The sequence below is a fragment of the Rhizobium sp. GR12 genome (assembly GCF_036596185.1).
Lineage (GTDB): Bacteria > Pseudomonadota > Alphaproteobacteria > Rhizobiales > Rhizobiaceae > Agrobacterium > Agrobacterium nepotum.
This window is the reverse complement of the sequence record NZ_JASXTH010000002.1, coordinates 165,700-187,773: the sequence shown is the minus strand read 5'-3', so window position 1 is coordinate 187,773 and position 22,074 is coordinate 165,700. Positions and strand designations below refer to the sequence as shown.

Annotated in this window: 22 protein-coding genes; 9 read left to right on the top strand and 13 right to left on the bottom strand. The window is 61.2% G+C overall.

Annotation, left to right across the window (positions count from 1 at the left end; all coding sequences use genetic code 11):
* Window positions 1–99 precede the first annotated feature (99 nt).
* The 4 genes from serS to QSK43_RS03810 all read left to right on the top strand — a co-directional run bounded on the left by serS (window position 100) and on the right by QSK43_RS03810 (window position 4,784).
* A complete protein-coding gene (serS, locus tag QSK43_RS03825; protein WP_332302376.1) occupies window positions 100–1,383 on the top strand; it encodes a serine--tRNA ligase in 1,284 nt (427 codons plus the stop codon).
* A gap of 57 nt (window positions 1,384–1,440) precedes the next feature.
* Window positions 1,441–2,211: a 5'/3'-nucleotidase SurE gene (surE, locus tag QSK43_RS03820; RefSeq protein ID WP_332302375.1), complete on the top strand. Its 771-nt coding sequence runs from the start codon at window positions 1,441–1,443 to the stop codon at window positions 2,209–2,211.
* The gene (locus QSK43_RS03815) at window positions 2,208–2,861 is read left to right on the top strand and encodes a protein-L-isoaspartate(D-aspartate) O-methyltransferase (RefSeq protein ID WP_332302374.1); all 654 of its coding nucleotides are present in this window, start codon (window positions 2,208–2,210) and stop codon (window positions 2,859–2,861) included. The genes surE and QSK43_RS03815 overlap by 4 nt, the downstream gene beginning before the upstream one ends.
* A 345-nt stretch (window positions 2,862–3,206) precedes the next feature.
* Window positions 3,207–4,784, top strand: a complete 1,578-nt coding sequence (locus tag QSK43_RS03810; protein ID WP_332302373.1) for a LysM peptidoglycan-binding domain-containing M23 family metallopeptidase — start codon at window positions 3,207–3,209, stop codon at window positions 4,782–4,784.
* 281 nt (window positions 4,785–5,065) lie between these two features.
* Here the strand turns inward: QSK43_RS03810 and mobB are convergent, their stop codons facing one another.
* The 5 genes from mobB to moaA all read right to left on the bottom strand — a co-directional run bounded on the left by mobB (window position 5,066) and on the right by moaA (window position 9,572).
* Complete coding sequence (mobB, locus tag QSK43_RS03805; protein ID WP_045022499.1) at window positions 5,066–5,581, bottom strand: molybdopterin-guanine dinucleotide biosynthesis protein B; 516 nt, start codon at window positions 5,579–5,581, stop codon at window positions 5,066–5,068.
* The gene (mobA, locus tag QSK43_RS03800) at window positions 5,578–6,204 is read right to left on the bottom strand and encodes a molybdenum cofactor guanylyltransferase MobA (RefSeq protein WP_332302372.1); all 627 of its coding nucleotides are present in this window, start codon (window positions 6,202–6,204) and stop codon (window positions 5,578–5,580) included. The genes mobB and mobA overlap by 4 nt, the downstream gene beginning before the upstream one ends.
* Complete coding sequence (locus QSK43_RS03795) at window positions 6,201–7,400, bottom strand: multidrug effflux MFS transporter (protein WP_332302371.1); 1,200 nt, start codon at window positions 7,398–7,400, stop codon at window positions 6,201–6,203. The genes mobA and QSK43_RS03795 overlap by 4 nt, the downstream gene beginning before the upstream one ends.
* 1 nt (window position 7,401) lies before the next feature.
* Complete coding sequence (locus QSK43_RS03790; RefSeq protein WP_332302370.1) at window positions 7,402–8,370, bottom strand: DMT family transporter; 969 nt, start codon at window positions 8,368–8,370, stop codon at window positions 7,402–7,404.
* A gap of 152 nt (window positions 8,371–8,522) precedes the next feature.
* Window positions 8,523–9,572 carry a GTP 3',8-cyclase MoaA gene (moaA, locus tag QSK43_RS03785; protein WP_332302369.1) on the bottom strand — a complete coding sequence of 350 codons (1,050 nt, stop codon included), beginning with the start codon at window positions 9,570–9,572 and terminating at the stop codon, window positions 8,523–8,525.
* Between the two features lie 131 nt (window positions 9,573–9,703).
* Here moaA and QSK43_RS03780 point away from each other — a divergent pair, with 131 nt between their 5' ends.
* Genes QSK43_RS03780 through QSK43_RS03770 form a run of 3 tightly spaced genes read left to right on the top strand, consistent with a single transcriptional unit; the run spans window position 9,704 to window position 12,590 of the window.
* Complete coding sequence (locus tag QSK43_RS03780) at window positions 9,704–10,072, top strand: gamma-butyrobetaine hydroxylase-like domain-containing protein (protein WP_045022493.1); 369 nt, start codon at window positions 9,704–9,706, stop codon at window positions 10,070–10,072.
* A 49-nt stretch (window positions 10,073–10,121) separates the two neighbouring features.
* A complete protein-coding gene (locus QSK43_RS03775; protein WP_332302368.1) occupies window positions 10,122–11,933 on the top strand; it encodes a monovalent cation:proton antiporter-2 (CPA2) family protein in 1,812 nt (603 codons plus the stop codon).
* 48 nt (window positions 11,934–11,981) lie between these two features.
* Complete coding sequence (locus tag QSK43_RS03770; RefSeq protein ID WP_332302367.1) at window positions 11,982–12,590, top strand: pyridoxamine 5'-phosphate oxidase family protein; 609 nt, start codon at window positions 11,982–11,984, stop codon at window positions 12,588–12,590.
* 239 nt (window positions 12,591–12,829) lie between these two features.
* Here the strand turns inward: QSK43_RS03770 and QSK43_RS03765 are convergent, their stop codons facing one another.
* The 8 genes from QSK43_RS03765 to QSK43_RS03730 form a co-directional block, all read right to left on the bottom strand.
* Window positions 12,830–13,900, bottom strand: coding sequence for a GGDEF domain-containing protein (locus QSK43_RS03765; protein WP_045022487.1), 1,071 nt, complete (start codon window positions 13,898–13,900; stop codon window positions 12,830–12,832).
* A 501-nt stretch (window positions 13,901–14,401) separates the two neighbouring features.
* Window positions 14,402–15,619 carry a molybdopterin molybdotransferase MoeA gene (locus tag QSK43_RS03760; RefSeq protein ID WP_332302366.1) on the bottom strand — a complete coding sequence of 406 codons (1,218 nt, stop codon included), beginning with the start codon at window positions 15,617–15,619 and terminating at the stop codon, window positions 14,402–14,404.
* Window positions 15,620–16,111 carry a cyclic pyranopterin monophosphate synthase MoaC gene (gene moaC, locus QSK43_RS03755; RefSeq protein WP_045022482.1) on the bottom strand — a complete coding sequence of 164 codons (492 nt, stop codon included), beginning with the start codon at window positions 16,109–16,111 and terminating at the stop codon, window positions 15,620–15,622.
* Between the two features lie 7 nt (window positions 16,112–16,118).
* Window positions 16,119–16,934, bottom strand: coding sequence for an indole-3-glycerol phosphate synthase TrpC (gene trpC, locus QSK43_RS03750; RefSeq protein WP_332302365.1), 816 nt, complete (start codon window positions 16,932–16,934; stop codon window positions 16,119–16,121).
* Between the two features lie 19 nt (window positions 16,935–16,953).
* Window positions 16,954–17,988, bottom strand: coding sequence for an anthranilate phosphoribosyltransferase (gene trpD / locus QSK43_RS03745; RefSeq protein ID WP_332302364.1), 1,035 nt, complete (start codon window positions 17,986–17,988; stop codon window positions 16,954–16,956).
* 15 nt (window positions 17,989–18,003) lie between these two features.
* Complete coding sequence (locus QSK43_RS03740) at window positions 18,004–19,896, bottom strand: peptidyl-prolyl cis-trans isomerase (RefSeq protein ID WP_332302363.1); 1,893 nt, start codon at window positions 19,894–19,896, stop codon at window positions 18,004–18,006.
* Between the two features lie 13 nt (window positions 19,897–19,909).
* A complete protein-coding gene (locus tag QSK43_RS03735) occupies window positions 19,910–20,062 on the bottom strand; it encodes a hypothetical protein (RefSeq protein ID WP_332302362.1) in 153 nt (50 codons plus the stop codon).
* Window positions 20,063–20,179: 117 nt separating this feature from the next.
* Window positions 20,180–20,314, bottom strand: a complete 135-nt coding sequence (locus tag QSK43_RS03730) for a hypothetical protein (RefSeq protein WP_267884624.1) — start codon at window positions 20,312–20,314, stop codon at window positions 20,180–20,182.
* Window positions 20,315–20,951: 637 nt separating this feature from the next.
* Between QSK43_RS03730 and coaD the strand changes: the two genes are divergently transcribed.
* Both coaD and QSK43_RS03720 read left to right on the top strand, forming a co-directional pair.
* Window positions 20,952–21,446 (top strand): pantetheine-phosphate adenylyltransferase, encoded by a 495-nt coding sequence (gene coaD / locus QSK43_RS03725; RefSeq protein WP_332302361.1) that lies wholly within the window; start codon window positions 20,952–20,954, stop codon window positions 21,444–21,446.
* Between the two features lie 29 nt (window positions 21,447–21,475).
* Entirely contained in the window at window positions 21,476–22,045 is a 570-nt protein-coding gene (locus tag QSK43_RS03720) for a peptidylprolyl isomerase (RefSeq protein ID WP_045022471.1), read from the top strand.
* Window positions 22,046–22,074 lie beyond the last annotated feature (29 nt).

Sequence of the window (22,074 nt, the reverse complement as noted above, 5' to 3'; positions counted from 1 at the left end):
TCGCCACGGTCTTCCCGCTCATCAAATTCCTCGCGCCGGGCCTTTCGCCCGGCGTTTTGCTGATAAAACGCGAGCGACCAACAACGGTCTGGAACGACGATGCACGACATTAAATGGATACGCGAAAACCCCGAAGCCTTTGATGCGGCGCTTGCCCGGCGCGGCGTCGAGCCTGCCGCCAGCGGCCTGATCGCTCTCGATGAAAAGCGCCGTTCCGTCATCCAGTCCCTGCAGGACATGCAGTCGCGCCGTAACGCCGCCTCCAAGGACATCGGCGCAGCCATGGCCCAGAAGAACATGGAGCTTGCGGAAAAACTCAAAGCCGAAGTCGCCGACATCAAGGAAAACATGCCGCGCGCCGAGGAGGAAGACCGCAAGGTCACCGCCGAGCTTAACGACGCCCTGTCGCGCCTGCCGAACATGCCGTTCGACGACGTGCCTGACGGTAAGGACGAACACGACAATGTGGTCGCCCGCGTGGTCGGCCAGAAGCCCGGCTGGAACCATGCGGCCAAGGAGCATTTCGAGATCGGCGAGGCGCTCGGCTACATGGATTTCGAGCGCGCGGCCAAGCTTTCCGGCTCGCGTTTTACCGTGCTGACCAGCCAGCTGGCGCGTCTGGAGCGGGCGCTCGGCCAGTTCATGATCGACCTGCACACCAGCGAACACGGCTATACGGAAGTCTCCTCGCCGCTGATGGTGCGTGATGAGGCGATGTTCGGTACCGGCCAGTTGCCGAAGTTTTCCGAGGATCTGTTCAAGACCACCGATGGCCGCTGGCTGATCCCGACGGCGGAAGTGACGCTGACCAACCTCGTGGCAGGCGAAATTCTCGACCAGGAGAAATTGCCGCTGCGCTTTACTGCGCTCACCCCCTCGTTCCGTTCGGAAGCGGGTTCTGCCGGCCGCGATACGCGCGGCATGCTGCGCCAGCACCAGTTCTGGAAATGCGAGCTTGTCTCCATCACCGATGCGGAAAGCGCCGTTGCCGAGCACGAGCGCATGACGGCCTGCGCCGAGGAAGTGTTGAAGCGTCTTGGCCTGCATTTCCGTACCATGACGCTGTGCACCGGCGATATGGGTTTCGGCGCCCGCAGGACCTACGATCTGGAGGTGTGGCTGCCGGGACAGAACACCTATCGCGAAATCTCGTCCTGCTCGGTCTGCGGCGATTTCCAGGCGCGGCGCATGAACGCGCGCTATCGCGGCAAGGACGACAAGGCGACGAAGTTCGTGCACACGCTGAACGGTTCCGGCACGGCTGTCGGCCGCTGCCTGATCGCGGTTCTCGAAAATTACCTCAACGACGATGGTTCCGTCACAATTCCCGAGGTGTTGCTGCCCTATATGGGCGGGCTGAAGCGGATTGAAAAAGCTGCCTGATCTAACGGCGGCGGCGGGCATGCCCGCATTTGAATGAAAGAATAGCGGGAGAGAAACATGCGGATTTTGCTGACCAATGACGACGGTATTCACGCCGAAGGTCTGGCGGTGCTGGAGCGTATCGCCCGCACGCTGTCCGACGATGTCTGGATCGTCGCGCCGGAGACCGACCAGAGCGGGCTTGCCCATTCTCTGACGCTTTCCGAGCCGCTGCGGCTGCGCAAGGTTTCCGACAAGCATTTCGCGTTGCGCGGCACGCCGACCGACTGCGTCATCATGGGCATTCGCGAGGTTCTGCCGGAAAAGCCCGATCTGGTGCTGTCAGGCGTCAATGCCGGCGCCAATATGGCGGATGACGTGACCTATTCGGGCACGATTGCCGGCGCCATCGAAGGCACGCTGCAAGGGGTTCGCTCCTTTGCGCTCAGCCAGGCGTTCAGCCATGGCGAAGGCCGCGCCGTGCCGTGGGAGGTGGCCGAGACGCATGCGCCGGATCTTTTGCGCAAGCTGATGAATGTGGATCTGCCCGATGGCACTTTCCTCAATCTCAATTTCCCCAATTGCGCACCTGATGATGTGCAGGGCGTATCTGTCACCGGGCAGGGCAAGCTCGATTTCGGCCTGACGGTGGAAGAACGCAAGGATGGCCGCGGTATTCCCTATTACTGGCTGCGCTTCGGCGAACGCCTCGGCACCTTCCGTGAGGGCACGGATATCCACGCTTTGAAGCACGGCAAGATTTCGGTCACGCCGCTAAAGCTTGACCTGACGGACTACACGGTCAAGGATCGGGTTGCGGAAGCGCTTGGATTCGGAGTCGCCGATTGAAATCTGCCATGGTCGAAAAGGAAGGTTTTGCAGCTCTCGTTCTCCGCTTGCGGGGCGAGGGGATTTCCGACCTCGACCTTTTGACGGCGGTCGAGCAGACGCCGCGTTCCAAATTCGTGCCGCCGCAATTTGCCAGCGACGCCTATTCCAGCCGGACGATCCCGATCGACTGCGGCGCCTTCATGGAAGGCGCCGACATGGCGGTGAAAATCCTCTCCCGCCTGCAATTGAAGCCGGGCCAGCGTGTGCTGGAAATCGGTACCGGCAGCGGGTTCATGACGGCGATCATGGCGCGCCGGGTGGAGCGTGTCTTTTCGCTTGAGCGTTACAAGACGCTGGTGCAGCAGGCGCAGAACTGTCTGGACGATCTTTCCATCCGCAATGTCGTCATCCGCCAGGCGGATGGCAGCAACGGTCTGGTGGGTGAGGGCACCTTCGACCGCATTGTCTCCACCGCCGCCTTCACCACCATGCCCCGCTTTTTCGCCGAGCAGATCGTCTCCGGCGGCATGATGATCGCACCGATCATCCTTGAAGGCGACCGCTGTGTGATGACCCGCTTTTCCAAGACCGGCAGCCGCTTCGAGAAGGAAGAGCTGTTCGAAGCGCCTTATCTGCCGCTTGGCAGCCATATTGCCCGGCATTTGTGACAAAATGAAAATTTCCAGGGCGATTAATTTTCGTCTTAGAATATTCTAAATTATCACAACCAACTGATTTTCCATCGTAATATTGTCTCAACATGACGCATCCGGTTTTCGTCATGGTTATCGAAGTGTCAAAAAAGCGCCGAGCGGCTTAACGTTTTAACGGCGTGGTAACACTAACGCGCTTTAATCATAAACATCGACGCATGGTATTCCCGGGATCGGGAAATGGACCTTGCAAGAAGTGAAATTTGTGCCGGATCGACCTCGATGCGGCGGGTTGGCGTCAGTGTAGATCGAGTCATGCGTATGAGACATTCGTCTAAAATCGGAAAATCAGTCGCAAAAATGTTCGCAGCGGCATTGCTGGCAAGCGTCGCAACGGGCTGTAGCTCGGATGCAACGCGGTTCAGCGGCCTCTTTTCCAGTGGACCGGATAAGATGACCACGGCGTCAATTCCAGCCCGTCAGGGCGGCGGTGCTTATGGGCAGGCCCCGGTTCCGCAAGGCGACATGAACGGCGGCTACGCCTCTGCGGCACCGCAGGGCGGTTACGCCAACCAGAACATGGCCGCAAATTCCGGCATGGCCAATTCCTACCCGTCCTCCGGCGGTTACGGCGGCGGTGTGCAGCCTTCCACGGCGCGCTCCGCTTCGGCCTCTCCGGTCCAGCGCTCCGAGCTGTCGGCCCCGACGGCGGTGGCAAGCCGCGATCCGGCGACGCGCAACGACGCCATGGCCCAGCCTTTCCCTTCCGCGCAGCGACAGGCCGCGCCGTCTCTCGCAGCGCCCGCACAGCAGGCCGCCGCTCCCACCGACAATCTCACCACTGCAACCGTCCGTTCCGACAAGAATGGCTGGCATACGGATGGCGCTTCTTCTGTGACGCTGCGTCCGGGTGAAAGCATCGCCACGATTTCCAACCGCTACGGTGTTCCTGAAAAGGAACTGCTGCGGGTCAATGGTCTGAAGACCGCAGCTTCCGCGCAGGCTGGCCAGTCTATCCTCATTCCGAAGTTCGGTCAGGCCCGCAACGCCGCCAAGGCTGCGGCCAGCGACATTGCGCTCAACCGCAACGGCGACAAGCCGACCCCGCTGCGCGGTCCCGAGCAGAATGTGGCCGTATTGCCCACGCAGACGGCGGCCCGCGACAAGGTTTCCGCCGAAAACGGCAAGCTTACGCCTCCCGGCGGCAAGCCTCTGCCGCCGAGCGGCGGCTACAAGGTTCAGCCGGGCGACAGCCTGGCAAAGATCGCCCGTGAAAACGGCGTGTCGGTTGCAGCGCTCAAGGCCGCGAACGGCATTTCCAGCGAAAGCATCCGTGTCGGCCAGACACTCGCCATGCCCGGTGCTTCGACCGACGCCATCAAGACGGCCTCCGTACCCGCCAAGGAAGCGACGAAGGCAGTCGAAACCGCATCCGCCAAGCCGGAACCCTACAAGGCTCCGTCCGCCGCTGCGACCATACCTGCCGCTCCCGCTGCCACGGCAAGCGTCGGCGACATCGAGAAGAAGTCCGATATGGCCTCGATCGCTCCGGAATCCACCGGCATCGGCAAATATCGCTGGCCGGTTCGCGGTGCGGTCATCAACAATTTCGGCGATAATGTCGAAGGCAGCCGCAACGATGGCATCAACATCTCCGTCCCGGAAGGCACGCCGATCAAGGCCGCCGAAAACGGTGTGGTCATCTATGCGGGCAACGGCCTGAAGCAGCTCGGCAACACGGTGCTCGTTCGCCACGACGACGGCAAGGTTACCGTTTACGGCAACGCCGCCAATCTCGACGTGCAGCGCGGCCAGAAAGTTCAGCGCGGCCAGACCATCGCCACATCGGGCATGACCGGCAGCGCCAAACGTCCTCAGGTTCACTTCGAAGTTCGCAAGGATGCGACGCCGGTGAACCCATCCGGTTTCCTTGAATAGGTATTGCGTCTCAAGGAATGATGAAGCCGGGCCGAACGCCCGGCTTTTTCATTTTGGGGGAAAGGAACGCGAGGTTTGGAAATCGATGCCACAGGCGTCGCAGGCATTTCTTCCTCCGTCATGCCGGACTTGATCCGGCATCCAGTTGACGCGTGTCTGCGCGGCGGAGAGAGTCTTTCAGCCCAAGAACTTGGGCTGGCTGGATACCGGCTCAAGGCCGGCATGACGGACGTGGGGATGTAGCCTAAGCGGCAAAGCCGCCCCGATCCGCCATGCCTTCTCTACGCCCGCACCAGCCCGACCGTCTTCTCGATGAAATCGGCAATGGTGGCGGTGTCGTCGAGATCGAAGACGGTAAGGGCGGTGTCCGTCACCGCGTGATCGGCAGCGATTGCGATGATGTGTGGGTCGGTGGGAGCAAGCGGTTCGGTTTTCGCCGCTTCCAGCCGGCGCGCCTCTATCTTCGGCACCGGCTCGTATTTGTAACCCTCGATCAGCACCAGATCGCAGGGGGCGAGGCGGGAGAGGATTTCAGCGAAGGACGGTTCCGGCTCGCCGCGCAATTCATGCATGATGGCGAAACGGGTGCCGGAAACGATGGTGACCTCATGCGCGCCCGCCTGGCGGTGACGCCAGCTATCGGCCCCGACCTTGTCGATATCGAAATCATGATGGGCGTGCTTGATGGTGGAGACGCGGTAGCCGCGCGCGGTGAGTTCGGTGACGATGCGCACAGCAAGGCCGGTCTTGCCCGAGTTTTTCCAGCCGGCGATGCCGAAGACCTTTTGCTCCGTCATGGTTCCATGCTCTCCAGATAGCGTCGTGCCAGCGCCAGTTCATCCGGCGTGTTGATGTTGAAGAACGGATCGAGGCTGCCTTTTGCCGTTTCCAGCGGCGGGAAGGCAATGCCGATCGTGACGTGCCGGGCGAGATAGGCGCGGATACGCCTATTTGCATCGTTCTTCAGCCAATCCTCCAGATCCTCGGCGAGCGCCACCGGCCATAGCGCGAAAACGGGGTGAAGCTGACCGCTGGAGGCGGCGATGACGATCGCATCGTCAGCTATGTGTTCGCAAAGCCGCGCCACGAGATCGTCGGGGAAAAACGGGCTGTCGGCGGGCACCGTCAGGAAATGGCTTCCTCCGGCTTTACGGCCCTGGAAATGGCGCATGCCGGAGAGAACGCCGGCCAGCGGCCCGGCATGGCCGTTCACTGTGTCGGGCAGCAATGGCAGACCGAAGCTTTCGGCCCAGCCATTGGCGGCATTGATGGTGACATCCGACACCTGTGGCGCGATACGGCGGACGACATGGGAAAGCAGCGGCTCGTCGCCCAGCATCACCATCGCCTTGTTGGTGCCCATGCGTCGCGACAGGCCGCCCGCCAGCACCAGACCGGGTATTTTAGAACGGGCCGTCATTGCCGCTTTTCCTGCAGCCTTACGATATAGGTGGTGAGGAGGGCGACAAGGCCGGTCGCCAGCATCACCAGAAGAAGCGGCCATGTTCCGTCTTCTCTTGATAGGACCGAGGAGGCGAGCACGGAAAGTGCAGCACCGCCGCCTATGGTCATCGCGCCGCCAAGGCCGGAGGCGGAGCCTGCCAGATGCGGCTGGACGCTGACCATACCGGCATTGGCGCTTGGCAGGGTAACGCCGTTTCCGACGCCGATGAGGGCAAGCGGTGCGAAAAACGCATAGGCGCTTTCCGCCCCGATGGAGAGCAGCAGGATCGCCGTCAGGATGCCGGTGACGGCGATGACATTGCCCGACAGCATCATGCGGGTGATGCCGATCTGGCTGGCATAACGGCCGGACACGAAGTTGCCGAGCATGTAGCCGCTGGCCATGAAGAAGAATTGCAGACCGAGCATGGCGGGTGCAAGGCCGTAAAGCACGCTGCCGACGAAGGGTGCGCCGCCGAGAAACGAAAAGAACATGCCCGACGAGAAGGTCGAGGTCAGCGCATATCCCCAGAAGAGCGGCGAGCGCAGAAGCTCGGGCCAGGCGTGGAACTGCTGCGAAAAACTTCCCGACCTGTTGTGGTTGGTCTCGCCGAGATCGAACCAGGCGAGCGCCAGAATGCCGACGCCGAGAAGAGTGAGAAGCGCAAAGCTCGATTGCCAGCCGGAAATATCGTTGAGCAACCCGCCGATCGTGGGACCGACCATCGGCACGACTGACATGCCCATGGTCACATAACCTATCATCGAGGCGGCCTGTTCCATCGGCACCATGTCACGCACGATGGCGCGCGCCAGCACGAAACCGGAGACGATGGCCGCCTGCGCCACACGGCCGATCATGAAGACGGTGATATCAGGCGCCAGCATGCAGACGAGCGTGGCGACGATCATCAGCGCGATGCTGGCGAGCATGACGGGCCGGCGTCCGAACAGATCGGACAACGGGCCGATGAGGAGTTGCAGGCAGGCGGTGGCGGCAAGATAGCCGGACACGGCAAATTGCATGACGGCGTAATCGGTCTCGAAATACAGCGCCATGGCGGTGAGCGAGGGCAGGAACAGGTTCATGCAAAGGGCCGAGACGCCCGCGATGACGACCAGTGTAATGATGTGGGGTGGGGTGGTCTTGTCCAGAAAACGGGCGCTTTTCATGTCATTCTCCCGCTTCTTCCGTTGCGGCAGCTTTCGTCACGGAAGCTGGCCGCACCGTGGTTGCGGCGGTCGGCGTCGCGGCGGAGCGCTGGGCCATCTGCGAGCGCTTGCGCAGGCTTTCGCGGTAGAAGGTATAGAGGCCCGAACCGATGACGATCACGGCGCCGACGATCGTGAAGCTGTCGATCCTTTCGTTGAAGAAGAACACGCCGATCATGAAGCCCCAGAGCAGGCTGGTGTAACGGAACGGTGCGACGAAGGAGATTTCGCCGGTTCGCATCGCCAGAATAATCGCCTGATAGCCGATCAGCACCAGAACGGCCGAAGCGGCCAGATGCGACAGGATCGTGAAGTTCATCGGCTGCCAGCCGCCGAAAGGCTGGATCAGCAGGCCGCCCACCGCCATGTTGACGGAGGCGGTGATGACGGTGACGGCAAGCGAGGGGACATCCGCATACATCTTGCGGGTCAGAAGATCGCGCGCCGCCGTGACCGCAAGCGAGGCGACGACCAAAAGCGCGCCTGACGTGAAACCCTCAGGACCGGGCCGGATGATGACGAGCACGCCGATGAAACCGACGATGATCGCCGCCCAGCGCCGCCAGCCGACGGGTTCGCGCAGGAACAGCGCGGCACCCAGTGTCACGATCAGCGGCAGGGACTGCAATATGGCCGATGCATTGGAAAATTCGATGAGGCCGAGCGCCGTCAGATAAAGCACGGCGGCCGTGACTTCGCACAGACAGCGCAGGATGATGATGGGCCGCATGAGGGTTTTCAGCGGCCGCAATGCGCCGAAATGCCGGGCGGCGATATAGACCAGCACCACTGTCATGATGCCGCGCACGAACATGATCTGGCCGGTATTGATATAGGGGGTGACGGATTTCGTCAGGGCGTCGTTGGCCGTGAAGCTTGCCATGGCGAGCGCCATCAGCAGGGCGCCGCGCGTATTGTCCGTCAATGCCATTCCATACGATCCCAGACCATGCGCGGCTTTGCTCCGTCGCCTGCGGGCGATGATTTCGGGGCCAGACTGCGCATTCCTCCATGCCAAGAGACGTGGCACGGCCAAGCCGGCATTTCAACCGTTTATATGTGTGGGGAACGGGAGAAAAAAGCTCAGCCGCCGGTCACGCTCATATGGCGGGCGACGGCGGGGCGCTTGTGGGTGCGGTCGATGATGAAATCATGGCCTTTCGGCTTGCGCAGAAGGGCCTCGTCTATGGCGCTGGAAAGATAGGCGTCGTCATCGGAGGCGCGCAGCGCGGTGCGCAGATCGGCCGCATCGTCCTGACCGAGGCACATGTAGAGCGTGCCGGTGCAGGTGAGGCGGACGCGGTTGCAGCTTTCGCAGAAATTATGGGTCATCGGTGTGATGAAACCGAGCCTGCCTCCGGTTTCCTTCACCGTCACGTAACGGGCGGGACCGCCGGTCTGGTAGTCGCTGTCGATGAGCGTGAAGCTTTGTTCCAGATCGGCGCGCAGTTTCGAAAGCGGCAGGTAGCGGTCGGTGCGGTCTTCCTCGATCTCGCCCATCGGCATGGTCTCAATCACCGTCAGGTCCATGCCGCGACCATGGGCGAAACGCATGATTTCAGGGATTTCGGTCTCGTTGAAGTCCTTCAGCGCAACGGCATTGAGCTTGACCTTGATGCCAGCGGCTTGCGCGGCGTCCAGCCCTTCCATCACACGGTCGATATCGCCCCAGCGGGTGATTTCGCGGAATTTCTGCGGGTCCAGCGTATCGAGCGAGACATTGATGCGTTTGACGCCGCAATCGGCGAGTTCGGCGGCGAATTTCGCAAGCTGCGAACCGTTGGTGGTCAGCGTCAGCTCATCCAGCGCGCCGGTGCCAATATGGCGGCCGAGGTTCCTCACCAGCATCATGATGTTCTTGCGCACCAGCGGCTCGCCGCCGGTCAGCCTCAGCTTGCGCACGCCCCTTTGAATGAAGACGGAACAGAGCCGGTCGAGTTCCTCCAGCGTCAGAAGGTCCTTCTTCGGCAGGAACGTCATGTGTTCGGACATGCAGTAGGTACAGCGGAAATCGCAGCGGTCTGTCACGGAAACGCGCAGATAGGTGATGGACCGGCCGAAGGGGTCCACCATCGGTGCGCTGCTCTCCGTCAGGGACTGCGCTCTTTCGAGCGATCCGGGGAAACTGTTCACGTCTCCGTCCTCACTGCGCGATGCGCCGGGCAAACAAGCCAAGCATGTGCTTTCCAGGTGATGTAGTGGCTTGCCTATCGCGAGGCAAGTCCGTAATTCTGACGCATATGACGAGCTTGCGGAAGTGAAAAATGAGTGATGCCTGGCCGACTGAACTACTTGTGTCGAAAGACCGGCGGGAACTGACCGTTTCCTTCGATGATGGAAGCGTTTATCGGCTCGCAGCCGAGATGCTGCGCGTGCTTTCGCCTTCGGCGGAAGTGCAGGGCCACGGGCCCGGCCAAAAGATCACCGTTCCCGGTAAACGCAACGTCGCTATCCGCGCCATGACGGCGACCGGCAATTATGCTGTGCGTATCGTTTTCGACGACGGTCACGACAGCGGTATTTTTACCTGGAGATACCTGAAGGAACTGGGTGAGACCGGCGACGCACTGTTTGCCGATTATGAACGGCAGCTCGCGGAAAAGGGCTTGAGCAGGGAACCGCTATCCCGCTAGAAACAGGTGAGGGGAACTTCCTCGTCCTATCAATTCAACGGGGTGGCGTGTGGCTGTCGAAGCGAACGGAAATGATCTGGCCCAGGTGGTCGTGCTTTTGGCGGCGGGCGTTGTGGCTGCGCCGATTTTCAAGCGCATCGGCCTCGGTTCGGTGCTGGGTTATCTGGCCGCCGGCCTGGTGATCGGGCCTTACGGCTTCGGTTTCTTCTCCGACTCGCAGGCCATTCTCCATATCGCCGAACTGGGCGTGGTGATGTTCCTGTTCATCATCGGCCTTGAAATGCAGCCGTCGCGGCTGTGGTCCATGCGCAAGGATATTTTCGGGCTCGGCGCGCTGCAGGTGCTGGTCTGCATGGCGGGTCTGACGATGGTGGGGGTCGGTCTCGGCTTTCCCGTCATCATGTCCTTCGTCGCCGGCACCGGCTTCGTGCTGACCTCGACGGCGATCGTCATGCAGATGCTGCAGGAACGCAACAGCATGTCCAGCCTCAAGGGCCAGCGCATCATCGCCATCCTGCTGTTCGAAGATCTGGCCATCGTGCCGCTTCTGGCGCTCGTCGCCTTCCTCGGTGCCGGCGGTGAACATGTGACAGCTTCGGAGCGGTGGGTCTCCATCGGCATCGCGCTTGCCGCCGTCGGCGCGCTCATTCTGGCTGGGCGGTATCTTCTCAACCCCTTCTTCCGCCTGCTGGCGGCCTCCGGCGCACGTGAGGTAATGACGGCCGCCGCCCTGCTCGTGGTGCTCGGCTCGGCGCTGTTGATGCAGGTCAGCGGTCTTTCCATGGCCATGGGCGCGTTTCTCGCCGGTGTGCTTTTGTCCGAATCGTCGTTCCGCCATCAGCTTGAGGCGGATATCGAGCCGTTTCGCGGCATTCTGCTCGGCCTGTTCTTCCTTGGCGTCGGCATGGCGATCGACCTTGCCGTCATCGGCTCGAACTGGCAGCTCGTTGTCGTCAGCGTCGCGGGCTACATGCTGCTCAAGGCTTTCCTGATCTATGGCGTGGCACGGGCGCTCGGCACCACGCGGCGCGAAAGTCTGGAACGGGCGGTGCTGATGGCGCAGGGCGGCGAATTCGCCTTCGTACTCTATTCGGCCGCCGTCAGCGCCGGCATTCTCGATCGCGAAGCCAATGCCATCCTGACCGCGACCATCATCATCTCCATGGTGCTGACGCCGCTGATGGTCATCCTGCACGACCGGCTGGTGCCGGTGGCGGTTCCCAATACCGATGATCTCGATGTGCCGGAAAATGTCGAAGGCAGCATTTTGCTGATCGGCTTCGGGCGTTTCGGCCAGATCGTCAGCCAGCCGCTTCTGGCGCGCGGCTACACGCTGTCGCTGATCGACAAGGATGCCGATTTCGTGCGCGATGCGGCGGAATTCGGCTTCAAGGTCTATTATGGCGATGGCTCGCGCGCGGAAATCCTGCATGCCGCCGGTGCCAGCACCGCGCGTGCGGTGCTGATCTGCGTCGACGACAAGGAAGCGGCCATCCGGATCGCGGAAATCGTAAAGCATGAGTTTCCGCTGGTTCCCGTTCTTGCCCGTGCCTATGACCGTGGCCACGCACTCGATCTTCTGAAGGCTGGCGTGGATTACCAGATCCGCGAGACGCTGGAATCGGCGATGAATTTCAGCGAGGAAGTGCTTGGCGCCATGGGCGAGGAGCGGGAAGACGCCGCCCGTCTGGTGGAGGAATTCCGCGACCGCGACGAGGAACGTTTCGCGATGGAAGTGGTCGGCGGCATCTATGCCGGCCGTTCGCTGATCCGGGGCAATGCACAGCCCGCCGACCTCGTCGCCGCGCGCACCGCGCGCGAACGGGCGGAGCGGGAAAAGGCGGAAACGGCGGAGGAGTAAAACTCCGCGTTTTCGGCGCTACATCGAATTCAAGGAATTGGAGCGGACATGACGATCATTCGCACGGTCGAGGAATTGAAGGCCATTTACGATGGCACCAGCGAAGCATCGATGGCCAAGGTGACAGCCACGCTCACGGCCGAATACAGGCGCATGATCGAGGCGTCGCCGTTTCTGGCGCTGGCGACGGTCGGGCCTGAAGGCATGGACTGTTCGCCGCGCGGCGACAAGGGCGGCGTGGTGCGGGTGGCCGACGACAGGACCCTGCTGCTGCCGGACTGGCGCGGCAACAACCGCGTCGATTCGCTTTTGAACATCGTGCGCGATCCGCGTGTGGCGCTGATGTTCCTCATCCCCGGCTCGAATACGACGATGCGCGTCAACGGCCGGGCAAACGTTTCGGTCGCTCCCGATCTCCTGCAAAGCTTCGAAATGGACGGCAAACATCCGCGCACCGTCATCGTGGTCGAGATAGACGAGGTCTATTTCCAGTGCGCCAGGGCTCTGATGCGCTCGGAACTGTGGAACTCCGACAATTTCGTCGATCCCTCGTCGCTGCCCACGCCCGGCAGCTTGCTCAAAGCCGCAAAGACCGAGTTCGATCAGGAAACCTATGATCGGGAATGGGCCGTGCGGGCGGCGAAGACCATGTGGTGAAGGGGATGTGCTTCGGCTTGCGTCCAGACCGCGATCAGGCTACCGGGAACGCGTCGCAGCACCTGCGTGCTTGGCAGACGCAGCATCCTCACACACCGTCACCCCGGATCTAGTTCGGGGTCCAGTGCGATCAAGTCCTTGATCGCGTAAGGCTCTTCTCACGGCGCAGACGCGCCGTGGCTGGATGCCGGATCAGGTCCGGCATGACGGCAGAGATATTCTCGAGCTTGTCGTCCTTCTCACGTGCGATAAATCAGCCAGTTCTTGCCGACATAGTTCTTCTGCATGCCGTCCTCGTAAAAGACGGAGCGGTTCCTGCCGGTTTCCTTGGCGTGGTAGAGCGCCATATCGGCGTGGCCATAGAGTTCGCCCGGATTGTTGGCCTGCGAGGCGGAGGCAAAACCGATCGAGATCGTCACCGTGCCGTAGTCGGCGCCCGACCTCGAATTGCGGAACGGCGTGCTTTCCAGCGACAGGCGAATGCGCTCGCAAATCACCATGACCTCTTCCGGCGTGTTGCCATCAAGAATGATGGCGAATTCCTCGCCGCCGCTTCTGGCGACGAAACCGTCCTTGCGGACATTGGCGCGGATGACGGAGGCGACGGTGGCCAGTATCTTGTCGCCGACCGGATGGCCGAACGTGTCGTTGATCCGCTTGAAATGATCGATATCGAGCAGGACGAGCGTCGTATATTGCAGGCCGATGGAGCTGTCATAGACGGAAGCCAGCCTGTCGTCGAAAGCGCGCCGGTTGGAGAGGCGCGTCAGCGAGTCGGTATTGGCGATGCGTTTGTATTCATCCAGCTCCAGGCGTACCTGATGCATTTCCTCGGCGTGGCGGTTGACGTCGTTGAACGCCTTTTCGCCATCGATGATCTTCGAACCCGTAGCCTCTGCCAGCAATGAAACCGCATTCCTCAGAATATTGGCGCTCGAAACAGTCTTGTCGTCGATGCGCTGGCGCGTTTCTCCGAGAATTCGGTTGTAGTTCTCGATGGAGGATTGCTCGCGCCTCAGCGTTCCGAGCAGGGCTTCCAGTTCACGCCGCAGCTTCTCGTGCGCGTCGTCGATCGACCCCGTGGGATTGCCTTCGCCGTGACGCGTGGATAGTTCGTCCAGATCCTCCTGCGTGACCCGACTTCCGAGCGCGGCCAGATCCTTCGTCAAAGCCGGGTTCGAGCCGATATAGGCTTCGTAAAACAGGCTGTAATTGCGCGGGATCGGCGAAACACCCATGGTCCGCATGGCGTAGGCAATCTGCCCGGCAATGTCGGGCCCCGTGGTTTTGGGCGTGGATGCCGTATTCATCAAGAAACTCCAGTGAGTCTGCTTATCGACTATGATTATTATTACATGGCCCGTTTTGGAAAGCTTAATTTATGAAAAACTAATTTTTATCACGGGATTTTTCAATTTTGGTGATATTTATCTTATTTAATTGATAATTATAAGTAATTCTCAGTTTCAGGGAGTTCCGTGTTTTTTTGGTCTCTACTGTTCGTCTTGGTGCCAGTATCGCATTTATTCTGTCAATCCCGATAACGAGATTCGGGTGATTTATTTTGATACAACAACGTATGGCGATAGTTGGGAAATTGGCGGGGCGGGGCGTTTTTCATTTGGCAAAAACGCCGTGTATAGGCAACGAATTTCTTCGCGCAAGTCCCGATACAGCAACGTTACAGTTTTATTGGGGCGTCTCAACGCGGCCGGATGCGGCCTGTCTCATTTCTGCGACTACTTGTGGTGGAAACCCGGCAAGCTTTTGAAACAATGCGTTGTTTCGCTCGCCGTCGCAACGCTTGCGCCTCAGGCTCTTAGCCTTATCACCGGGCATTCCGCTCCTGCCTCCACCGCCGGCGCATGCGGCTGTCGCACGATCAACCCGTCGGAATGGGCCAGCAGTTTCATCATCGACGAATCCTGTTTGGTATAGGCCTCCGCCACCAGAACGCCGTTCTCGTCGGTGTGGAAACGGGCGCGCAGATAGTCCTGCCGGTGGTCGTTCGCTTTCAGCGGCGTCGCGGTGCGGGCGGTGGCAGTCCGTTGCACGGGGGCGCGACGGGCGATTCGGCGGAGCAGCGGCTCGAGGAACAGCAGGCCGCAGACGAGGCTCGCGACCGGATTTCCGGGCAGACCCAGAACCTGCATGGTGTCGATGACGCCGACCATCAGCGGTTTTCCCGGACGCATGGCAATGCGCCAGAAATCGAGCTGCATGCCTTCGGCCTTCAACGCCGCCTGCACGAGATCGTGGTCGCCGATCGACGCACCGCCGAGCGTTACCAGCACATCCGCCTTTGCCGCGACGGCCCTGCCGATGGCGGCGCGGATCAAGGCGTCATCGTCGGCGATGATGCCGAGGTCGAGAACGTCGGCACCTGCTGCCCGCGCAAGGGCGGCGATACCGAAGGTGTTCGAGGCGATGATCTGGGCGGGCAGGGGCGTGCTTCCGGGCGGCAACAGTTCGTCGCCGGTGGCAAGGATCGCGACGAGCGGCTTGCGATAGACGGCAAGCGTGGCGTGGTTCATCGCGGCTGCGACGGTGAGATCGGTAAAACCGAGTTCACGGCCGGATTTCAGTACGGTTTCACCCTCGGCGAAATCCTGTCCGCGCGGGCGGATGTGTCGCCTGGCGGTGACTTCGAAGGCGGTGCGGATTTTGCCGTCGCCGAGAAGTTCGGCGTCTTCCTGAATGAGAATGGTGTCCGCACCTGCCGGAACCGGCGCGCCGGTGAAGATGCGCACGGCCTCGCCTTGCCCCACTGTCCCGGAAAAGGCGTGGCCGGCGGCGGCCTGGCCGATGACGGTGAGGACAGAGCCGATTGCGGGCGCATCGGCGCTGCGCAGCGCATAGCCATCCATGGCCGAGGCGTTGAAGGGCGGCTGGGTCAGACGTGCCGCAAGGTCGGCTACAAGCACGCGGCCGTCGCATTCGGCGAGCGGCAGGGTCTCTTCGTCCGCCACCGGAACCGCCGCCTTCAGAAGGCGCGTTATGGCCTCATCCACGGGCAGCAGCGGCTTCATTCAAATCTCCTGTCGCCGGAAATCGCCGGATTTGCCGCCGCTCTTTTCGAGAAGGCGGATATTGACGATCTCCATCGCCTTGTCGGCGGCTTTCGCCATGTCGTAGATCGTCAGGCAGGCGATGGATACGGCGGTCAGCGCCTCCATCTCCACGCCGGTCTTGCCTGATAGTTTCACCATGGCCTCGACCCGCAGGCCGGGCAGGGAAGGGTCCTCGGTGATGTCCACCGCCACCTTGGTCAGCATTAGCGGGTGGCAGAGCGGAATGAGGCTGGCCGTCTGCTTGGCGGCCATGATGCCCGCCAGCCGGGCGGTGCCGATGACGTCGCCTTTCTTGGCGTTGCCATCGCGGATGAGGGTCAGCGTTTCCGGTTTCATCCGCACGAAACCTTCGGCGACGGCGATACGCACGGTTTCCGCCTTGTCGCCGACATCGACCATATGGGCTTCGCCTGCGGCGTCTATATGGGTGAGCTTGCCCGCCTCGCTCATCAGGCGATCATTCCGCAGCCAGAACGCCGGTCTCGCCGGTCAGCAGGGCCTTGGTGGCCGCCGTCACGTCGTCCTTGCGCATCAGGCTTTCGCCAACGAGGAAGGTGCTGATGCCGCTCTTTTCGAGGCGCTGGCAATCCTCATAGGTGAAGATGCCGCTTTCGCCGACCAGCAGCTTGTCCGCCGGCACGAGGCCAGCCAGCTTTTCACTGGTTTCGAGACCGACCTCGAAGGTGCGCAGATTGCGGTTGTTGATGCCGAGAAGCGGTGAGGAGAGCTTCAGCGCCCGTTCGGTTTCCTCGGCATCGTGGACCTCGACCAGCACGTCCATGCCGAGCGCGAAAGCCTCGTCTTCCAGCCGCTTCGCCTCATCGTCGGAGAGCGACGCCATGATGAGGAGGATGCAGTCCGCGCCCCAGGCGCGGGCCTCGTGCACCTGGTAGGTGTCGAACATGAAATCCTTGCGCAGCGCCGGCAGCGCGCACGCATTGCGGGCGGCGGTCAGGAATTCCGGCGCGCCCTGAAAGCTCGGCGTGTCCGTCAGCACGGAAAGGCAGGCGGCGCCACCGGCCTCGTAAGCCGCAGCCAGCGCCGGCGGATCGAAATCCGGGCGGATCAGGCCCTTGGAGGGGCTGGCTTTCTTGATTTCGGCGATCAGCCCGAATTTACCCTCAGCCTGCTTTGCCCTGAGCGCGTTGTAAAAACCGCGCGGTGCAGTCTGGCCGGCGGCCATCGCCTTGAGATCGGCAAGCGAAATCTTCGCCTTGGCAGCGGCGATTTCCTCGCGCTTGTAGATTTCGATCTTTTTGAGAATGTCGCTCATGGTCCCGCTCTCATTCCTTTTAATGGTCGGCCTGCTCGAGGTCTGTTTCGTTGGAGACGGCGACCAGACGGTCCAGGGCTGCCGCTGCGGCTCCGCTGTCGAGCGCCTCGCTGACGATCGTCATCGCCTCGCCAAGCGTTTCGGTCTTGCCGGCAATGACGAGCGCTGCGGCTGCGTTGCACAGCGATACGTCGCGATAGGCGTTGCGCTTGCCGGACAGAACTTCGCGCAGCGCTGCCGCATTGGCAATGCCGTCGCCGCCCTTCAGGTCATCCATGGCGGCGGGTTCGACGCCGAAATCCTTCGGCGTCAGATCGAAGGTACGGATCTTGCCATCTTCCAGCGCCGCCACATGGGTGACGCCGGTTGTCGTGACTTCGTCCATGCCGTCGCCGTGCACGACCCAGATGCTTTCCGAGCCGAGATCGCGCAGCACTTCGGCAAGCGGCACCAGCCAGCGCGGTGAGAATACGCCGAGCAATTGGCGCTTTGCGCCCGCCGGGTTGGAGAGGGGGCCGAGCAGGTTGAAGATCGTTCGTGTGCCGAGTTCGACGCGGCTCGGGCCGACATGGCGCATGGCGGAATGGTGCAGCTGCGCGAACATGAAACCAAGGCCCGCCTCGCCGATGCAGCGGGCAATGAGATCAGGACCGATATCGAGTTTCACGCCGAGCGCGGAGAGCGCATCCGCCGTGCCGGATTTGGAACTCAGCGCCCGGTTGCCGTGCTTGGCGACCGGCAGGCCGGTACCGGCGACGATGATCGAGGCGAGCGTCGAGATATTATAGGTGCCGATGCCGTCACCGCCGGTTCCGACGATGTCGATGGCATTGGCGGGGGCCGAAACCGGCAGCATGCGCGCGCGCATGGAGGAGACGGCGCCGACGATCTCGTCCACCGTCTCGCCGCGCACGCGCAGCGCCATCAGGAAACCGCCGATCTGCGACGGGGTAGCCTCGCCCGACATCAGAATGTCGAAGGCGGCCCGCGATTCCTCACGGTTCAGGCTTTCCCCGTTTGCGACCTTGGCGATCAGCGGCTTCAGTTCGGCCATCGTTTCCGCCCCCGGTTAGAAACCGACCATCGCCTGATCGGCGAGGGCCTGATTGATGGTGACACCGTAGTCGTTCTGCAGGCGGTTGACCATCTGGTCGAGCATGTCGTCGCCGGCCGCGCGGGCGATGGCGGCGAATTGCTGGTCGTCATTGGCAAGCGCATCGGCAGGCGCATTGGTGTCGACCGATGTGACCTTGAAGAGGATGCGGCTGGAGCCGTCGGCGTCGGCCGCAGTGCCGGTCATGCCTTCAGCGCCGGAGAAAACCGCCGTGATCGTCTGCCGACCGAAAATCGCATCCTCGCTGGTGCGGCGCAGGCCGGATTTCTGCTCGACGGCGAGGCTGAGTTCGCCAGCGATAGCTGCAAGCGTCTCGCCCTTTTCGACGCGTGCCTTCAGCTCGTCGGCCTTGGCGGCAAGCGCCATGCGCTGCTGCTCCGCAGTCCAGTCGGCCACGACATCGTCGCGTACTTCGGCAAGCGTGCGGTCGCGGGCGGGGATGACCTGATCGACATCGAACCAGATATAACCTTCGCGGCCGAGATTGATCGGCAGGGCTTCGGTGTCGGGTTCGGTCTTGAAGACTTCCTGCGCGAGCTGCGGCGAGGGCAGGCCCTGAATGGCGTCGCCCTTTTCATCAAGGCCGGCGGCATCGATGGCGTCGATGGTGACGGGCTTGAGGTTCAGCTGCTTTGCCGCATCGGCAAGCGAGGAACCGCCGGCGCGCAGGTCTTCGTAACGATCATGCACATTGGTGACTTCTTCGGCGGCAGCCGTGGTGGCGAGGTCCTTGCGGATATCCTCTTTCGCCTCTTCCAGCGTGCGGGTGGTTTCCGGCTTGATGCCGGTGACGCGCAGGATGACCGGGCCGAAAGAGCCCGCGACGACGGCAGATACGCCGCCATCCTTCTGGATTGCGAAAGCCGCATCGGCAATCGACTGATCGGGGATCGTGTCCCTGGTGAATTCGCCAAGCGTCACGTCGGAGGCCGTCTTGCCCTGATCCTTCACCACCTGATCGTAGGTGGTGTTGCCGAGGCGGATCTGCTCGGCGGCGGCTTCGGCCATTTCCTTGTCCGGGAAGGTCAGCTGCTCCACCGTGCGGCGGCCGGCCGTGCGGAAGCTGTCCTTGTGGCTGTTGTAATAATCGGCGATCTGCGCATCCGTCACCGAAGCCTGATCGGCAATGTCTGATGGCTCCAGCTTCACATAGGTGAACTTGCGGAATTCAGGCGCGCGATATTTCGTCTTGTTCGTTTCGAACCAGGGCGCAAGCACGTCTTCGCCCGGCGCCTTGACCGGCGGAATGACGGCGTTGGACAGGATGACGTAATCGACCGAGCGCTGCTCGTTGCGGTATTGTTTCAGCGCGTCCACGAGCACCTGCGGCGCGGTGAAACCGTCGGAAACGGCTTCGACGATCTGGCTTCTGACTGCAACCTTGCTGCGTTCCTTGATGTAGTCGTCCTCGCGGAAGCCGGAATTGCGCAGGCGCTCGCTGAACAGATTACGATCGAACTGGCCGTTGACCGAGCGGAAGGCCGGGTCTTCGGCGATGAGGTTGGCGAGACGGTCTTCCGAAAGGCCGAGATTCATCTTCGAGGCCAGTTCGTCCAGGGAGGCGCCCGCCGCAAGCTGGCTGAACACCTGGCGGTCGATGCCGAAGGCCTTGGCCTGTTCGGTCGTCAGCCTCGTGCCGAACTGGCGGCTGAGATCGGAAACCTGACGCTGATAGGCGAGGCGGAATTCCTCGGGGCTGACCGTCTGGTCGCCCACGGTCATGACCGCATGCGAATTGGCGGTGACAAGCGATGCGGAGACGCCCCAGACGCCAAAAGAAACAACAAGCAGGAGAAGCAGCAGCTTGGCTGCCATGGTTCGAGAAGCATTTCTCAGGGAATCGAGCATCGTTATGCAAACCTCACAGGAACATCATCGCGGTCGCCAGCTCTCCGGCCCGCAACGTATCGGCGTTCCTTAAATCAATCCAAAGGGAAATTGAAGGGAATTTGCCTTGGAAAAACGGGGTTTTGAAAACGGTTATGTGATTGGGCCCAGGTTTTTGCGCCGTCATCTTCGCCGTTCCGGCCTGTAAGGCGGCAAAATAAAACCGCCCGGAGCGGCCAGGCGGTTGCAAAGAATCATATTTCGAACGGTGTGTAAGCCGGTTTCCTGCGGTCAGAGGGGGCGGTCAGAAAGCACGATCGCGCCGGACCACGGCCTTGAACTCCTCGTCTTCCCGCCGCATCTCGGCGACGGCGGTGATCATCGATGTCACGAACATAATGCTGATCAGGGCAAGAAGCAGCGTCAGAAATGTGAACATGAGATCGTCTCCGTGTGTTGCGAGGAACTCCTCGCTTTTATCAATAATAATTCATGTACTGGGAACGGGAAGTCATCTGTTGGTAGTCCGGTCCCTGTGCGTCAGGCTTTTGTTCATAAAGGCTAAACGTCGTTGCTACCATTGCGATGACCAGTACTGTCCAGGCTGTGCTGATGACGCTGATTTTCGCCGAAGTAGACTGTTTTTCTCTTACAAACATCTGTCTGTTCCTTTGGTTTGTCGTTAACGCGCCACGTCCAACCATGTTCCGCGTCAATCTTAAAAATCGATTAGCATCGCGCCTGTGAAACTTCCTTGAATGGCCTGTTCATCTGGCGTTCAGGAAACTGGCGGTGGGCCTCATTCGAGGAAAAGATACTCGGCTGCGAATGATGCGGTGATCGAAAGGACGATCATAAAGGCCAGCATTTTCATTTCTCCGGATGCTTAACGGGTGAGGGGCGTTTCGGTTTCCTTATGGTGTGTATTTATACAAATGAGCCCTGAAACCGCACTGAACGGCGCATTCATCCGGGGTTCAGGCCGCCTCGGGTGGAGGCTTGGGTTGCAAAAGTCTTGCGCCGCGCCCGTCTCCATGACAAAAGGCGGCACATAACGCCCACCACCTGAGAGCGATATGACGATTGCCTTTTATCCAGGATCCTTCGATCCGATGACCAACGGACATCTGGATGTGCTCATCCAGGCGCTGAACGTGGCTTCGAAAGTCATCGTCGCCGTTGGCATCCATCCCGGAAAAGCACCGCTGTTCAGCTTCGAGGAGCGGGCGGCGCTCATAAGCCAGGCCCTTTCCGAGACCCTGCCGGGTGAGGTGGCGCGTATGGAGGTCGTTTCTTTCGACAATCTGGTCGTCGATGCCGCGCGCCAGCACGGCGCGCATCTTCTGTTGCGCGGCCTGCGCGACGGCACCGATCTCGATTATGAAATGCAGATGGCCGGCATGAACCGCCAGATGGCGCCTGATATCCAGACCGTGTTCCTGCCCGCCGGAACGTCGTCGCGACCCATTACAGCCACATTGGTCCGGCAGATCGCCGCCATGGGCGGCAATGTGGACGCCTTCGTTCCCAAAGCCGTGCTTGAAGCCCTCAACGCCAAGCTGAAGCGCTGACTTCAGCCCTACATTCTGGAGCCAATCCGATGAAACTCGTTCGATTTGCCTTTGCCGGCGCCCTGTTTGCGGGCGCGCTTGCCGCCAGCACCTTTGCTTCGGCCGCCGAACTTCTAACCGTTCAGCTGAAGGACGGCCCTGTCGTCATCGAGCTGATGCCTGAGGTCGCGCCCAAGCATGTGGCGCAGATCGAGGCGCTGGCGAAAAAGGGCGCTTATGACAACGTGGCGTTCCACCGCGTCATCGACGGTTTCATGGCGCAGACCGGCGACGTGCAATATGGCAACATGGAGAAGGGTTTCAACGCCCAGCGCGCCGGCACCGGCGGCTCGGACCTGGCCGATATTCCGGCCGAATTCTCCAAGACACCGTTCACGCGCGGCGTGGTCGGCATGGCCCGCTCGCAGGATCCGAATTCCGCCAATTCGCAGTTCTTCATCATGTTTGCCGACGGTCCGTTCCTGAACGGCCAATATACCGTGGTCGGCAAGGTCGTGTCCGGCATGGAAGCCGTGGACAAGATCAAGCGCGGCGCCGGCGGTAACGGCGAAGTTTCCAACCCCGACCGGATGATCAAGGTCACTGTCGGCAAAAAGTAAGGTAGGGCAATAGAGCCCGAACAGAGGAG

Bases quoted from the DNA above. Each gene is read 5' to 3' on its own strand.
- coaD (WP_332302361.1), top strand. From the start codon at position 20,952: ATGACGATTGCCTTTTATCCAGGATCCTTCGATCCGATGACCAACGGA.
- QSK43_RS03790 (WP_332302370.1), bottom strand. From the start codon at position 8,370: ATGGCATTGACGGACAATACGCGCGGCGCCCTGCTGATGGCGCTCGCC.
- surE (WP_332302375.1), top strand. From the start codon at position 1,441: ATGCGGATTTTGCTGACCAATGACGACGGTATTCACGCCGAAGGTCTG.
- QSK43_RS03740 (WP_332302363.1), bottom strand. From the start codon at position 19,896: ATGCTCGATTCCCTGAGAAATGCTTCTCGAACCATGGCAGCCAAGCTG.
- serS (WP_332302376.1), top strand. From the start codon at position 100: ATGCACGACATTAAATGGATACGCGAAAACCCCGAAGCCTTTGATGCG.
- mobB (WP_045022499.1), bottom strand. From the start codon at position 5,581: ATGACGGAGCAAAAGGTCTTCGGCATCGCCGGCTGGAAAAACTCGGGC.
- QSK43_RS03780 (WP_045022493.1), top strand. From the start codon at position 9,704: ATGAGTGATGCCTGGCCGACTGAACTACTTGTGTCGAAAGACCGGCGG.
- QSK43_RS03760 (WP_332302366.1), bottom strand. From the start codon at position 15,619: ATGAAGCCGCTGCTGCCCGTGGATGAGGCCATAACGCGCCTTCTGAAG.
- moaC (WP_045022482.1), bottom strand. From the start codon at position 16,111: ATGAGCGAGGCGGGCAAGCTCACCCATATAGACGCCGCAGGCGAAGCC.
- trpD (WP_332302364.1), bottom strand. From the start codon at position 17,988: ATGGCCGAACTGAAGCCGCTGATCGCCAAGGTCGCAAACGGGGAAAGC.
- QSK43_RS03735 (WP_332302362.1), bottom strand. From the start codon at position 20,062: ATGACGGCGCAAAAACCTGGGCCCAATCACATAACCGTTTTCAAAACC.
- QSK43_RS03770 (WP_332302367.1), top strand. From the start codon at position 11,982: ATGACGATCATTCGCACGGTCGAGGAATTGAAGGCCATTTACGATGGC.
- QSK43_RS03795 (WP_332302371.1), bottom strand. From the start codon at position 7,400: ATGAAAAGCGCCCGTTTTCTGGACAAGACCACCCCACCCCACATCATT.
- QSK43_RS03810 (WP_332302373.1), top strand. From the start codon at position 3,207: ATGTTCGCAGCGGCATTGCTGGCAAGCGTCGCAACGGGCTGTAGCTCG.
- trpC (WP_332302365.1), bottom strand. From the start codon at position 16,934: ATGAGCGACATTCTCAAAAAGATCGAAATCTACAAGCGCGAGGAAATC.
- mobA (WP_332302372.1), bottom strand. From the start codon at position 6,204: ATGACGGCCCGTTCTAAAATACCCGGTCTGGTGCTGGCGGGCGGCCTG.
- QSK43_RS03720 (WP_045022471.1), top strand. From the start codon at position 21,476: ATGAAACTCGTTCGATTTGCCTTTGCCGGCGCCCTGTTTGCGGGCGCG.
- QSK43_RS03730 (WP_267884624.1), bottom strand. From the start codon at position 20,314: ATGTTCACATTTCTGACGCTGCTTCTTGCCCTGATCAGCATTATGTTC.
- QSK43_RS03765 (WP_045022487.1), bottom strand. From the start codon at position 13,900: ATGAATACGGCATCCACGCCCAAAACCACGGGGCCCGACATTGCCGGG.